Below are 14,203 nucleotides of genomic sequence, written 5' to 3' on the forward strand. Positions count from 1 at the left end.
GATGTGCCGGGAACGGCGGATGTGCCGGAACGCCGCAACAGCACGCGCGTTGCGGCAGGCTAACACCGTGATAATCGCTGGACCAGCGAAAATGGCGCCCGGAGAGTGATCGTCACCGACGCGCCGCAGGACCGGCACGTCGTCCGCGTCCCTGACGACTGCAGGAGCCGTCCATGTCGACTTTGAGAGTCACCGCCGAAGAGCTGACCGTCCACGAGCACCCTAACGCCGACGCGTTGGAGCTGGCCCAGGTGGGCCTGTACCGCGCCGTGATCGCCAAGGGTGCCTACCGCACGGGCGAGTTCGCGCTCTACATACCCGAACAGGCCGTGCTGCCCGCCGAGCTGATCGAGGAGCTCGGCCTCACCGGACGGCTGGCCGGCAGCTCCGCCGACCGGGTCAAGGCGGTCCGACTGCGCGGCGAACTCTCCCAGGGCCTGGTGTGCCGCCCGCGCGCGCTCGCCGGCGTCGACCTCGTACAGGCGGCCAAGGAGGGCACGGACTTCGCGGAGCTGCTCGGCATCACCAAATGGTCCCCGCCCATCCCCACCACCATGAGCGGAGACGTCGAAGCCGCCGCCGACCTGATGCCGTGGGTCGACATCGAGAACCTCCAGCGCTACCCGCACATCTTCGAGCCGGGCGAGCAGGTCGTCCTCACGGAGAAACTCCACGGCACCGCCTGCCTGTTCACGTACGTGGCCCAGGAGGAGCGGTCGATCGTCTCGTCCAAGGGATTCGGCTCGAAGGGGCTGGCGCTCAAGGAGGAAGAGCGCAACCTCTACTGGCGGGCCGTACGCGGCCACGGCGTGCCGGCCGTCGCCGCGGCCCTGGCCGCCCGTCTCGGCGCCACACGGGTCGGCATCTTCGCCGAGGTGTACGGCGCCGGCGTCCAGGACCTGGCCTACGGGACCGACGTGCGCACCGCCGACACACCACCCGGGTACGCCGTCTTCGACGTGTCCGCCGAGATCGACGGTCAGGTGCGCTGGCTGGACGCGGCCGCCGTCCTGACGGACGGGGAACTGCCGCTGGTGCCACGGCTGTACGAGGGCCCGTACGACCTCGACACCGTGCTGGAGCTGGCGAGCGGCCGCGAAACCGTGTCCGGGCGGGCCGTGCACCTGCGCGAGGGCGTCGTGATCCGTCCCTCGACGGAGCGCTACAGCCCGGTCGTCGGCGGCCGCGCCATCGCCAAGGCGGTCAGCCCGGCCTACCTGACCCGTAAGGGCGGTACCGAGTACGAGTGATCGTCCCGCGTTCTCAGGATGATCCGATGTCCCGTACCGATGCCTTGTCGAGGGCGCTCGCCCCCCCCGGGAGAACCGCCGCTGCGGCCCCTTCCGCCCACCGTGTCCGCGCTGTTGCGCGCGCTGGCCGCCGCGACGCACGCCACGTGGGGCGAAGCGGGGGCGACCTTCGAGGAGTTGCTGGTCAGCCTCGCGGACAAGGTGTGGAAGGGCAAACGGGTCCAGGACCTGGAGGACCTCGTGGTGGACCGCCTCGCCGCGGCGAAGGGCGCCGAGCGCTGGGAGGCGTACCTGGAGCTGGACGGGGTGCTCGGGCGGATCGCCGAGGGGGCGGACGGGCGGCTCGACTTCCAGGCGGCCTTTCCCGTGCACGCGTGACCGGCCGCGTCTGATCGGCTGCGTCTCACCGGCCGGGCCGCGCGGCTCTCGTGGGACGCGCCGCGCCGCGTTCGCCCCGCATCGTGGGGCGGGCGCGGCGTGCGTGGTGGGATGGACCGGGGGCGGGTCCACCAGCGCACGGAGAGGTCGGGTACATGTCCCAGTCGGGCCGGAGCAGCCAGGAAACCATGCGGGCGATGGCGTACGAGACGTACGGCGGGACGGAGGTGCTTTCCGGGATCCGGCTGCCGGTACCCAAGTGCGGCCCGGGCGAGGTGCTCGTCCGGGTGAAGTACGCCGGGGTCAACCCCGTCGACTGGAAGATCATGTCGGGCGGGCTCGACGCCCTGATGGACGTCGTCTACCCGGTGATCCCCGGCTGGGACGTGGCCGGCACGGTCGAGCGCGTCGGCATCGACGTCCCCGAGTACGCCGAGGGCGACGAGGTCATCGCCTACGCCCGCAAGGACTACGTGCACGGCGGGACCTTCGCCGAGTTCGTCACCGTGCCCGTACGCGCCCTCGCGCACAAGCCCTCCTCGCTGAGCTGGGCCGAGGCCGCCGGGCTCCCGCTGGCCGGGCTCACCGCGTACCAGCTCCTCACCCGCCTCGGCACCGGCAAGGACGACACGGTCCTCATCCACGGCGCCGCGGGCGGTGTCGGCTCCCTCGGCGTGCAGATCGCCCGGGCGCTCGGCGCCCGCGTCATCGGCACCGCCTCCCCGCGCAACCACGACCGGGTGCGCGAACTCGGCGGCGAACCCGTCGAGTACGGAGACGGGCTCGCCGAACGCGTCCGCGCCCTCGCACCCGACGGGCACACCGTCGTCGCGGACTTCGTCGGCGGCGTCGGCGGGGTCACCCGGGAAGTGCTCCACGACGACGGCCGGCACGCCTCCATCGCCGATCCCAGCGTGCTCGGATCGGGCGGCGAGTGGATGTGGGTCCGTCCGGTCGGCAGCGACCTGGCCGAGCTGGGCCGGCTCGCCGACGCCGGACAGCTGAAGGTGCCGGTCGCCAAGACCTTCCCGCTGGCCGAACTCGCCGCGGCCTTCGAACTGAGCCAGGGCGGGCACACCCCAGGAAAGATCGTCATCGAGGTCTGATCCCGCCCGTGGGGCCAGGCCGTCTCTTTCGGATCCTGTCGGCTGAGCCCGCGGCGTCCGGTGCCGTGTATCGCAAGGCGGAGGGGTCGCCCTTGTACTGGACGTACGTGGGCGTCCCGACAAGGCGGCGAGGCGCGGTGCCGGGCGTCGCGGGCCCGGGGGCACCTCCCAGCGGTAGCAGGGGGAGCAAGATCCGAAAGAGAGGCCTAGGGCAAGTCCGGCACCTCGCCGCAGGCCGCCCGGGTGACCTCGACCCCCGGCAGGCCGGCCCGCCACGGGCCGGCCAGCGCTGCCAGCTCCGCCGCGTCCGGCGGGGCGGAGCCGAGGCCGATCGCGTAACGGGCGAGGCCCGGGCCGGACTCGAAGGGGCGCGGCCAGGCGTGCGCGTCCGTGACACCGGCCCCCTCCAGGGCGCCGAGCAGCGCCCGCAGCCGCCCCCGGACGCGGCCCAGGGTCGCCTCGAACTCCCCGCCGGGCGCGCGTACGGTCACCACCGCCCAGGCGGCGTGCCGGCGGTGCAGCGGCGGCCGGGCCACCAGGGTCCGGCCGGCGCCGTCGGGGCCGGCCTCCATCAGCTCCCAAGCCCCGTACAACTCCTGGACCAGCAGGTCGCGCAGGCCCGGCCCCACCTGGGCGGTGCAACTGCGCACCGGCTCCGAGGGCGTGAGCACCGTGACCGGATCGTGGACCGGGAGCGGATCGTGGACCGTGACCGGGCCGGGGTGCGCTCTGGCCGACGCGACCGCATGCTGCCCGTCCGCCGCAGCCGGATCCGCCGACGGCAACAGCCCGACCGGCTCCCGCCAGTCCCAGGCGGCCCACCGGCCGAAGAACTCCCGCAGCAGATCGTCCGGCGGCAGCGCCCCGGCCTCCTGGACCGTACGCGCCGCCAGGACCGCCCAGGCCAGCCCCGGCAGCCCGCCGAACGGCGCCGAGTCCAGCCCGCGGGCCCGCGCCCACGCCTTCACCTCCCGCGCCAGCCGGGCGAACGCGGCGTGCTCCGCGCCCACCCGCTCTCGTACGGCATCGGCGTCGCTCACCGCGCTCAGCGCGACGGCGGCCGCCTCACCCAGCTCCGCCCGCCGTGCCACCGCGTGCGCGGGATCCAGGCCGAGGGCGGCCACCGTCACCAGGTCCACGGACAGCGCCCCGACCCTGAACCGCAGACCCGGCACCCGCGCCCCCGTCACCTCGCGCAGCGGCCCGGCCTCCGGCAGGGCCGCCGCCAGCCGGTCCCGTACGGCGGCGACCTCGTCCGGCCCGGGCAGCACCGCCACCAGGTCCAGGTCGGCCTCCGGCAGCGCGCAGCCCATCCGGCGCGATCCGGCCAGGTGCACCCGCGCCCCGCCCAGGGCGGTCCGGACGCGGGCGGTGACCTGCTCGGCCCGGCCGGGCCCACGACCGCGCGCCTCACCGGGGACCGGGTCCAGGTCCGGCTCCGGCTCCGGCTCCGGCTCCGGTTTCGTTTCCGGTTCCGGCTCCGGTTCCCACCGCACCTCGCCCGTCCCCAGCGCCACCGTCGCGCGGACCCGCATCGGTCCGTCCCCGCGCCGCGAGAGCACCGCCAGCTCCCCGACCCGCGAGGGCTCGGCCCCGCCGAGCCGCGCCGCGAACTCCGCGACCGCCCGCTGCGGGTCCTGGCTGCGCCCGAGCGTCAGATGCGGGGTGTAGCCCTCGGCGCGCTCCCGGCAGCCCGGGAACCGCTCGGTCAGGGCGCGCCGGAGTTCCTGCCACGGCCCCTCCCCGGCCGCCGCCGGATCCAGCCAGAGCGTGGCGTCCTCGCGGTGCCCGAAGCTGTGCACGCCCTCCAGCCGCACGTCGAAGGGAACCGCCCCGGCGGCCGCTTCGGCCAGCAGCGGCAGGGCCTCGTCGAAGGAGGACTCCGGTACGAAGCCGAACAGCACGTTCACGTGCGCGGGCCACCGGCCGGCCTGCGGGTCGTGCCGCTCGCGCACCTCCCGCACCGCCTCCGGCAGCTGCGGCGGCAGCCAGGCGACCGCCGTCCGCGCGGTCGCCGGTACGTCGAGCCGCGCCGGCCCGCCGCCGGGCGCCCCGAACTCCACGGTCGCCTCGACACCGAAGTGGTCGGAGACGAACAGCCCCTCGGCGGCGGGCGCGTCGCCGCGCAGCGCCGCCCGCGTCACCCGCGCCCCCGTGGACCCGAGCAGGATCCGGTCCAGCCGGGCCGCCCGCCCGGACAGCGAGCCCACCGCGGCCAGCGGATTGGCCACCGGATCGAAGGTCGGCGTACCGTCCGCCGCCCCGTGTACGTCGCTCCAGGCGTCCCGCATGCCGAGCGCGGCCGCGGGCCCCTCGGCCCCGTGGCGGCCGTCGTTGAAGTCGCCCAGCAGGGCCACGGCGGCGTCGATGCCGCCCAGGCCCTCCGCGAGCCGGGCCAGTTCGGCGTCCCGCCGCAGATGCCCGTTCTCGGTGTGGTCGCTGGTCAGGTGGGTGGCGGCGACGACCAGGGCGCCGGCCGCGGTGTCCACCGTCACGGCGGTGACCGCCTTGTGCTTGCCGAGCAGATGCATCCCCGCTTCCCGCACCGGCAGCCGGCTCAGCACCAGCAGCCCGCACTCGGCGACGTCCCGGCCGCCGGGATCCGTGCCGAGGGTGTACCCGGCCCGCACCCACGGCGCCGCCAGCAGCAGGCCGACCAGCTCGGGCTCGACCTCCTGCAGTGCGATGACATCGGCGTCGGCGGCCGCCAGATCGGCCAGCAGCAACGGCCTGCGCCGGGCGGTGGCGAGGCGCGGGGCGTCGTACCGGTCCCAGAGCGTGTTCCAGGTGAGCAGCCGCACCGCGGCGGGGCCCGCCGCCGGACCGGGGGCCGGCGGCTGCGCGGGCCGCCAGGCGCCGCCGCCGGCCGGGTCCCACGCGAACGGGGTGCGCGCGGTGAAGAACGGGGCCCGCAGCAGGCGCGGATCGCGGACCCGCCCCGCCGCGCTGACATCGATCCGGTCCATGCCCGTGGCCCGGTCCCAGACCAGTTCGCCGTCCGCCTCGACGAACAGCACCCGGTGCCAGGGGATGTCGCCGCCGGGCACGAAGGACGGCAGGGGAACCCGCTTCGGCGCGGCCCCGCGCTGGAGCAGGCCGAGCACGAACCGCGCCGGATCGAACCGCGGGTCCCAGCGGACCTGGTGGTAGAGCTGCTCACTGGTACGCATCAGAACTCCCCGCAGATCGGATCCGGGCCGTCCGCGAGGCCGCCCGCCGTGTCCTCGACGTCCCCGCCCGCACCGAAGTACCAGGTACGGTGCGCCTGACCGGCGTACGGGGGACTGAACCGGTGCAGCTGGGAGGTCAGCACCTGCTCCGGCACCGGGTGAGCGCGCACGGCGTTGCGGCGCAGCAGCTCCGGCTCGTCGACCAGCGCCACGGCGTGGGTGACGAGCGCGTCGCGGCGCCGGGCGACCGAGCCGGCCAGGCCGCGCTGCTGGTCGGTGAGCGAGGTCGCGTCCCACACCACGGTTCCGCCCCGGGCGAGGGCGCCGTCGAGGCGGTCCAGGCCCTGGCTCAGCACGTCCGCGTTGGCCCGCTGGTCCGCGCGGGAACCCCGGGCGGTGCGCAGGTCGTCAAGACTGATGTACGCGTCCACGCCGGGCAGGCCGCGGCCGAAGGTGCTCTTCCCGCTGCCCGAGGGGCCGCTGAGCTGCACCAGCCGGGGAAACGTTCCGTCACGCCACTGCCAGGTCGCCGCCACCGCCTCCTCGACGACCACGCAGCTGACTCCGGGACCCCAGCCGAGGCGGGCGGCCGCGATCCTTCCCTGCCCGAACGCGCGCCGGGCCTCCGCCCAGCAACGGTCCGCCGCGTCCGGGTCCAGCCCGGCGAGGGGCTCCCGCAGCGCGGCCCGCATGGCGTCCAGCGGGTCCTGGCCGCCGAGCAGCCCCGCCTCCTCGGCCCACAGCGCGGACCACTCCACGGACTCCCGCGCCTCCGGCCCGTCGGCCAGCACCCCGGCGAGCGCGTGCAGCACCCCGAGATCGGCCGCCATGGCCATCCGGACCAGCCCGGCCCTCCGGTCCGCGTCGGGGAACGGCCGCTGCACGTACGGGTACAGGCCCACCAGGTCGCCGACCCGGCGCGCGAGTCCCATGCCGGCCGGGCCGGCGGCGAGCCGCGCCGCGATCCGGCCGCGCGGTTCGCGCCGCAGCAGGGCGGCCAGTACGCCGGCCAGCCGGTCCTCGCCGGTCCGCCCCGCCCCGTCGATCCGGGCGGCGACTTCGGCCACGTCACCGGCTACGTCAGCGGCCACGTCACAGGCGACGCCGTCAGCGACCCCGTCCACACCGGAGGCATCGGCCCCGCGGACGCCGCCGCCCACCCCGACGGCGGCGGCCAGCCCCGCCACGTCCGGCTCGGCTCCCGACCGCACCGCCCACAACGGGGCCGCCGGACCGAGCCCGTTGGGCACGACCTCGGCGAACATCCAGTGCGTACCGGTCTGTACGTGCCCGCCCCGCACCCACTTGGCCACGCACCGCCCGAAGTCCCCGCGCGCGAACCCGGCGGCCGTCCGTACGACGTAGCCCTCCTCCCGCGCGGTGTCGAGCTTCAGCTTGCGCAGCGTGCGCGCGTCGAAGGTGCCCCGCCACAGCACGCGCGGCGTGGGCACGCCCAGGCCCCGCAGGAACCGTACGGTCCGGTCCCAGTCCAGGCAGTGGTCCCCGTCCCACACCGAGAAGCCGTAGAACCAGCTGTCCAGATCCTCGTACGGGATCGAGTGCCGGGCGTAGAGGTTCTCCCCGCACACCCGCCGGCCGGCCGGAATCCCCGGGCCGATCCTGCCCTGGAGGCCCTTGACCCATGCCCGCGAGGGATGGTGCGCCGAATCGAGCGAGCGGGCGTGCAGGCCGTCGGCGTACAGGGTGGTGTTCTCGCCGTCGAGCTTCTCCGTCACCACCACCTCGCGTCCGGCGAACCCCTCCAGTCCGAGGGCCCGGACGTCGTCCGCCGAGGCCCCGGGGGACCAGGGCAGGTGCGGCGTACGGGGATAGTGGGTGCGCATGATCCGCTCCTGCTCGACGACGTGGTGCCTCGTCACTGTAAGTATGCGGCGCAGACCCCATCCACCCATTAACCCCACAGGGGCCTTCGGGGCGCTCAGTAGCCGAGGGTGAACCGCCGGCCCGCGTGCGCGTCGAGCTCGATCTCGTCGAGCACGGCGACGGCGTAGTCCTCGGTCGAGATGTGGCTGCGGCCCTCGTCGTCGACGACCAGGTCGTCGAGCGCCAGCCGGTACGTGCCCGTGCGCTCGCCCGGAGCGAACTGCGCGGCCGGGCTCAGGCAGGTCCAGCGGACCTCCTCCACGGGCACGGTCCGCAGGAAGTCCAGGGCGTCGCCGTGGGCGTGCATCAGGGCCAGCACGGGCTCGGGAACGGCCGCCTGGTCCCAGAGCAGCGGCCCGCCGGGGGTGCGCAGCGAACCCGCCCCGCCGACGACCACCACCCGCGGCGGGGGCGTGTCCGCGCCGAGCGAACGCACCCCGCCGATCAGCGACTTCGCGGCGGCCACGAGGACGGCGGGGTCCCCGGATCCGGGGCCGACCGCGCTGATCACCACGTCCTGCCCGGCCGCCGCCCCGGCCACGGCCGCCGGGTCGAGGACGTCGCCGCGCACCACTGCCGCGGCCCCGCCGCCGGAGTCCACGAGCTTCGCGGGATCGCGCACGACCACGGTGACCTCGTGGCCGCGGCGAACCGCTTCGCGCAGCACCTGGGTTCCGATGCTGCCGGTCGCGCCGAAGAGGGCGATCTTCGCCATGGCAACTCCCTGAGGATGGAAGGCTGTACGGAACCCGGATCGAGCCCCGCCGCACCCATCCAACCGAACCCCTCCACCCCCACCGGTCAGCCGGGCCGAAGCCACCCGAATGATCCGCCCCGACCGGACGACGCAGGCGTCACCCTTGGGTGAGGGGAGCGCGGGGCGGGCCTTGGCGCGCGTTGCGCTCGCCGGCGGCGTGCCACCAGCCGGGTGGGGAGGGGGAGGTGATGTGGGCGCCCCTCCGCCTTGCGATGCACGGCACCAGACGGCGCGGGCTTGACTGGGGGCACCTCCCAGCGGTAGCTGGGGGAGCAAGATCCGAAAGAGCCGGTCTAGTGGCACAGGGACACGATCGACGGGTGGACCGTGCCGCGTGCCGCCGCGCACAAGGGGGCCAGGTCGTACGGGCGCTGCGGTGCCGGGGGCCGTTTGCGCGGCTTCGGCGGCTTCGGCGGTTTCGCGGGCCGCGCGGGCCCGGCCCGGTGCGGCCGAGGAGGCGCCGGGGACGCTGCCGGGGCTGCCGCCGGCTCGGGTACGAGAGGCGCCGGCGCCGCTGGCAGGGGGCCCAACGGCAGGGCCCGGGGCGCCGGTTGCCCGGGTTCCGTACGGGCCGCCGCGGGCGCCGGCCGCCGTGCGTCCGGAGCCTCCGGCGGGGCGGCGGGCCGTACCGTCACGCACCCGGTGGCCATGAAGAGCGCGGCAAGGATCAGGGGCAGGGCCCGGCGCAGCTGCATCCGCCCACCCTGCCGCACCTCCGCCGGGCGGACCGCACCCGTCACACGCACGGGTGACCCGCTCCCGGGGACCGGTTCCCGGAGCGGATTCGGGCGATCGAACATACGATGGGCGGGAACCGGGGCGGGCGGCTCGCCGTGCCGCCGGTCCAGGCCGTCGTGGGAGACGTATGGCAGAGGCCGCCGACGCAGCACGGACCGTCATCCTGACCGTGGACGACGATCCCGGGGTCTCCCGTGCCGTCGCCCGTGACCTGCGGCGTCGCTACGGCGCCGGGTACCGCATCGTGCGCGCGGAGTCCGGTGAGTCCGCCCTGGAGGCGCTGCACGAGCTGAAGCTGCGGGGCGACCTGGTGGCCGTGATCCTGGCCGACTACCGCATGCCGCAGATGAACGGCATCGAGTTCCTCGAGCAGGCCCTGAACGTGTACCCCGGCGCCCGGCGCGTACTGCTGACCGCGTACGCCGACACCAACGCGGCGATCGACGCGATCAACGTCGTCGACCTCGACCACTACCTGCTCAAGCCGTGGGACCCGCCGGAGGAGAAGCTCTACCCCGTCGTGGACGACCTGCTCACCGCCTGGCGCTCCAGCGACTACCGGCCGGTACCCGCCACGAAGGTGGTCGGGCACCGCTGGTCGGCGCGCTCCTCGCAGGTGCGGGAGTTCCTGGCCCGCAACCAGGTGCCCTACCGCTGGTACTCCTCCGACGAGCCCGAGGGCCTGCGCCTGCTGGAGGCGGCCGGGGTCGACGGGCAGCGGCTGCCCCTGGTGATCACCCCGGAGGGCACCGTACTGGTCGAGCCGGAGGCGCCCGACCTGGCCGCCCACGTGGGGCTCGCGACGACGCCGACCGCCGAGTTCTACGACCTCGTCGTGATCGGCGGCGGCCCGGCCGGGCTCGGCGCGGCCGTGTACGGGGCCTCCGAGGGCCTGCGTACCGTACTCATCGAGCGGTCGGCCACCGGCGGGCAGGCCGGGCAGAGCTCCCGCATCGAGAACTACCTCGGCTTCCCCGACGGCGTCTCGGGCGCCCAGCTCACCGATCGCGCCCGCCGCCAGGCCGGCCGGTTCGGCGCCGAGATCCTCACCGCCCGCGAGGTCACCGGGCTGGAGGTCAACGGCCCGGCGCGCGTCGTCCGCTTCTCCGACGGTTCGTCGGTCGCCGCGCACAGCGTCATCCTGGCGACCGGCGTGTCCTACCGGCAGCTCCAGGCACCGGGCTGCGACGACCTGACCGGCCGCGGGGTCTACTACGGCTCCTCGCTCACCGAGGCGTCCTCCTGCCAGGGGTACGACGTCTACATCGTGGGCGGCGCCAACTCCGCGGGACAGGCCGCGATGTACCTGGCGCGGGGCGCGAAGTCGGTGACGCTGCTGGTGCGCGGAGAGTCCCTGACCGTGTCGATGTCGTACTACCTGATCCAGCAGATCCAGGAGGCGCCGAACATCTCGGTGCGCACCCGGACCGTCGTCGAGGCGGCGCACGGCGAGGAGCACCTGGAACAGCTGGTCCTGCGGGACGTGGACAGCGGCGAGACGGAACTCGTCGACGCGCAGTGGATGTTCGTCTTCATCGGCGCGGCCCCGCTCACCGACTGGCTGGACGGTACGGTGCTGCGCGACGAGGGCGGTTTCATCCTGGCCGGACCGGACCTCACGGCGGACGGACGGCCACCGGCCGAGTGGCCGCTGGACCGGCCGCCCTATCACCTGGAGACCAACGTTCCCGGCGTGTTCGTGGCCGGCGACGCGCGGGCCCGGTCCGCGAAGCGCGTCGCGTCCGCCGTCGGAGAGGGAGCCATGGCCGTGATGCTCGTCCACCGGTACCTGGAGCAGTCATGAGCGGGCAGGCGATGCCCTGCAGCCCGCAGGAGATCGCCTCGCTGTTCCTGTTCGAGAAGCTCTCCCCGGAGCAGCTCGGTCGGTTGTGCGCCGAGGGGCGCGTGGAACGGTTCGAAACCGGTCCGGTGTACACCGAAGGCGACCCGGCGACCTGCTTCTACGTGATGATCGAGGGCACCGTCGTCCTGTTCCGCCGGGTCGGCGGCGACGACGTCGAGGTGAGCCGGACCTCTCAGCGCGGGGTGTACGCCGGAGCCATGCAGGCCTACCTCGGCGACCGGGTGCCGCAGACGTACACCAACTCGATGCGGGTGACCGAGCGGACGCGGTTCTTCGTGCTGCCCGCGCAGTCGTTCGCCGACTTCATGCGGGAATGGTTCCCGATGGCAGCCCACCTGCTGGAAGGGCTCTTCTTCGGCGCGAGGAACACCCAGCGGGCCATCGGCCAGCGCGAACGGCTCCTGGCCCTCGGGTCGCTGTCCGCCGGACTCACCCACGAGCTCAACAACCCTGCCGCGGCGGCCGTCCGGGCCACCGCGACCCTGCGCGAACGGGTCGGCAAGATGCGGCACAAGCTGGCCGTCATCTCCCAGGGCGGCTACTCCCGCGAGACCATCGCCGACCTCATCGAGATCCAGGAACGCACCGTCGAACGCGTCGCCAAGGCACCGGTGTTGAGCCCGCTGGAGGCCTCCGACCGCGAGGACGAGCTCGCCGACTGGCTCGACGACCACGCCATCCAGGAGGGCTGGCGGATCGCGCCGACCTTCGTACAGGCCGGACTGGACACGGACTGGCTGGACCAGGTCGCGGCGACCGTGGCCGAGGACATCCTGCCCGCGGCCATCGGCTGGCTCAACTACTCGGTCGAGACCGAGCTGTTGATGGACGAGATCGCCGACTCCACCACCCGGATCTCCCACCTCGTGGACGCGGCCAAGCAGTACTCGCAGCTCGACCGGGCCCCGCACCGGGTCGTCGACGTCCACGAACTCCTCGACAGCACGCTGCTGATGCTGTCCGGGAAGATCGGCCGAGGGATCCGGGTGGTCAAGGACTACGACCGCTCCCTGCCGGACGTGCCCGCCTACCCGGCGGAGCTCAATCAGGTGTGGACCAACCTCATCGACAACGCCGTCTTCGCCATGGGGAGCACCGGTGGCGAGGGCACGCTGACGGTCCGCACGGCACGCGAGGGGGACCGGCTGCTGGTGGAGTTCCGCGATACCGGGCCCGGCATCCCCGCGGACATCCGCAGCCGCATCTTCGACCCCTTCTTCACCACGAAGCCGGTGGGGGAGGGCACCGGCCTGGGTCTGGACATCTCCTGGCGGATCGTCGTCAACAAGCATCACGGCAGCCTCCAGGTCGAGTCCGAGCCCGGCGACACCCGTTTCCAGGTGCTGTTGCCGCTCACCGCACCGGAAACCGAAACCGAAACCGAGATCGAAACCGAAACCGAAACCGAAACCGAGACCGAAACCGAGACCGAAGCCGCGGGCGGAGCCGAGACCGCACGCGCGACCGGCACCGAGACCGCCGAGGAGCCCGCATGACCGACATCTTGGGAATCGACCCGAGCGTCCCGCCCGCCGGCACCGGCTGCGCCGACTGCGACGCGGTGGGAGGCTGGTGGTTCCACCTGCGGCGCTGCGCCCAGTGCGGTCACATCGGCTGTTGCGACTCGTCGCCTGCCCAGCACGCCACCGCCCACTGGAAGTCCGCCGGCCACCCCCTGGTGCAGAGTTTCGAACCGGGCGAGGACTGGTTCTGGGACTACGACCGCAACGAGATGTACGAGTCCGGGCCCGAGCTGACGCCGCCGGGCGGCCATCCCGCGGATCAGTCGGTGCCGGGCCCGGCCGATCGGGTTCCGCCGGACTGGACGCAGCGGCTCCACCGCTGAACGGGCTCGTCACCCCGTTCGGCCCGCGCGCCGGCGTGTGCGCCACCGTGCGGGCGGCCGGTGCGGCGCAGGGCTGCGGGGGTGGTGTTGTACCAGCGCTGGACGGCCCGGCGCAGGGCGCGCGCGTCGGCGTAGTCGCTTCGGGCGGCGATCGCGTCGATGCTGAGGTCGGTGCTGTGGAGCAGCCGCGTGATCTGCTCCCGGCGTACGGTTTCGACCTCGCTGCTCCACGTGGTGCCGTGTTCGTCGAGGCGGCGCTGGAGGGTTCGTGTGCTGATGGCCATGCGCCGCGCCGCCGCGGACAGGGTCAGGGCTCCTTCCTCGTGGAGGGAGGCGAGGGCGGTCCGGAAGAGGTCCAGCCAGTTGCGCAGCGGGACGGCGGAGGCGAGGGCCTGCTCCGCGTGCTTCCGCAGCACGCTCGACAGGCCGGGCTGGGCGTGCGGCGAGGGGGCTTTGAGGTCTTCGGCGCGGAAGGTGATCGAGCTGACCGGAGCCTCGAACTCGATGCTGCGGGTGCCGTAGAGCTCGGTCAGGGCGTCGTGCCGGGCGGGTGTCCTGGCAGCCAGCGACACGCGGACGGGAACGAGGGTCCGCTGTGCGGCTTCGCTGAGACGGCGATGGTAGAGGCCGAGCGCGCAGGCGCGGACGGCGCAGGCCGCCTCGTGGGTGAGATCGGCCTCGTTGAGGTGGCTGATGGTGACCTGGCCGTCTTCCTCGGTGACCCACAGGTTGTCCGTGCCGGTGTCGAGGACCGAGGCGAGGTGGGCCGAGGCGTCCCGGGCCCCTTCGAGCGGAGTCGGCGCGGAGGTGAACAGGTAGTCCCAGACCCTGAGGCTGCCGATGTCCGACTGCCGGGTCATCACCTGGGCCACCTCGGTCCAGTGGGCGTGGACGGTGGCCAGTTCCGTGATGCGGATGCTCGTGAGGGCGGGGGGCCGGCACAGGTCGTCGTCGAGGTGCTCGGGGGCCAGACCCAGCAGGTGCGCGTACCCGGCCGGAGGTATCCCGAGCAGACGTGCCGTATTGACGTTCAGACGGGTGAGGGCGGAGGAGGTCGTGCCCTGGTGCGCGTTCGGGACCACAGGGGCCGAGCATAGACGAGTACGAATGGCCAGGTCATCGCGGTACCGCGGCGGCCGCCGGCCGCAACGTGGCGCGCAAGGTCCCCCTTGGCGCGTCCGGTCCCCTTACTGGCGCCCGCTGCCATGGG

10 protein-coding genes are annotated in these 14,203 nt (G+C 74.0%); 6 read left to right on the top strand and 4 right to left on the bottom strand.

Going from position 1 to position 14,203, the window contains the following annotated elements:
• Positions 1-173: 173 nt before the first annotated feature.
• The 3 genes from ACZ4VT_RS31005 to ACZ4VT_RS31015 all read left to right on the top strand — a co-directional run bounded on the left by ACZ4VT_RS31005 (position 174) and on the right by ACZ4VT_RS31015 (position 2,734).
• A complete protein-coding gene (locus ACZ4VT_RS31005) occupies positions 174-1,250 on the top strand; it encodes an RNA ligase (ATP) (RefSeq protein WP_467954663.1) in 1,077 nt (358 codons plus the stop codon).
• 102 nt (positions 1,251-1,352) lie between these two features.
• Positions 1,353-1,628 (top strand): hypothetical protein, encoded by a 276-nt coding sequence (locus tag ACZ4VT_RS31010; protein WP_467954665.1) that lies wholly within the window; start codon positions 1,353-1,355, stop codon positions 1,626-1,628.
• 188 nt (positions 1,629-1,816) lie between these two features.
• Positions 1,817-2,734, top strand: coding sequence for an NADP-dependent oxidoreductase (locus ACZ4VT_RS31015; RefSeq protein ID WP_467954734.1), 918 nt, complete (start codon positions 1,817-1,819; stop codon positions 2,732-2,734).
• 206 nt (positions 2,735-2,940) lie between these two features.
• Here ACZ4VT_RS31015 and ACZ4VT_RS31020 read toward each other — a convergent pair whose 3' ends face one another.
• The 3 genes from ACZ4VT_RS31020 to ACZ4VT_RS31030 all read right to left on the bottom strand — a co-directional run bounded on the left by ACZ4VT_RS31020 (position 2,941) and on the right by ACZ4VT_RS31030 (position 8,503).
• Positions 2,941-5,904: a poly(A) polymerase gene (locus ACZ4VT_RS31020; RefSeq protein WP_467954667.1), complete on the bottom strand. Its 2,964-nt coding sequence runs from the start codon at positions 5,902-5,904 to the stop codon at positions 2,941-2,943.
• Positions 5,904-7,748: an RNA ligase family protein gene (locus ACZ4VT_RS31025; RefSeq protein ID WP_467954736.1), complete on the bottom strand. Its 1,845-nt coding sequence runs from the start codon at positions 7,746-7,748 to the stop codon at positions 5,904-5,906. The genes ACZ4VT_RS31020 and ACZ4VT_RS31025 overlap by 1 nt, the downstream gene beginning before the upstream one ends.
• Before the next feature lie 95 nt (positions 7,749-7,843).
• The gene (locus ACZ4VT_RS31030) at positions 7,844-8,503 is read right to left on the bottom strand and encodes an NAD(P)-dependent oxidoreductase (RefSeq protein ID WP_467954669.1); all 660 of its coding nucleotides are present in this window, start codon (positions 8,501-8,503) and stop codon (positions 7,844-7,846) included.
• A 907-nt stretch (positions 8,504-9,410) separates the two neighbouring features.
• Between ACZ4VT_RS31030 and ACZ4VT_RS31035 the strand changes: the two genes are divergently transcribed.
• The 3 genes from ACZ4VT_RS31035 to ACZ4VT_RS31045 are packed head-to-tail and all read left to right on the top strand — an operon-like array spanning position 9,411 to position 12,993.
• Positions 9,411-11,087 carry an NAD(P)/FAD-dependent oxidoreductase gene (locus tag ACZ4VT_RS31035; RefSeq protein WP_467954671.1) on the top strand — a complete coding sequence of 559 codons (1,677 nt, stop codon included), beginning with the start codon at positions 9,411-9,413 and terminating at the stop codon, positions 11,085-11,087.
• Positions 11,084-12,643: an ATP-binding protein gene (locus tag ACZ4VT_RS31040; RefSeq protein ID WP_467954673.1), complete on the top strand. Its 1,560-nt coding sequence runs from the start codon at positions 11,084-11,086 to the stop codon at positions 12,641-12,643. Before ACZ4VT_RS31035 ends, ACZ4VT_RS31040 begins: the two co-directional genes overlap by 4 nt.
• Positions 12,640-12,993, top strand: coding sequence for a UBP-type zinc finger domain-containing protein (locus tag ACZ4VT_RS31045; protein ID WP_467954675.1), 354 nt, complete (start codon positions 12,640-12,642; stop codon positions 12,991-12,993). The genes ACZ4VT_RS31040 and ACZ4VT_RS31045 overlap by 4 nt, the downstream gene beginning before the upstream one ends.
• Here ACZ4VT_RS31045 and ACZ4VT_RS31050 read toward each other — a convergent pair.
• Entirely contained in the window at positions 12,930-14,075 is a 1,146-nt protein-coding gene (locus ACZ4VT_RS31050; protein WP_467954677.1) for a helix-turn-helix domain-containing protein, read from the bottom strand. The two genes, ACZ4VT_RS31045 and ACZ4VT_RS31050, sit on opposite strands and share 64 nt — an antisense overlap.
• Positions 14,076-14,203: the final 128 nt, after the last annotated feature.

Source organism: Streptomyces sp. NPDC029164, from assembly GCF_055563995.1.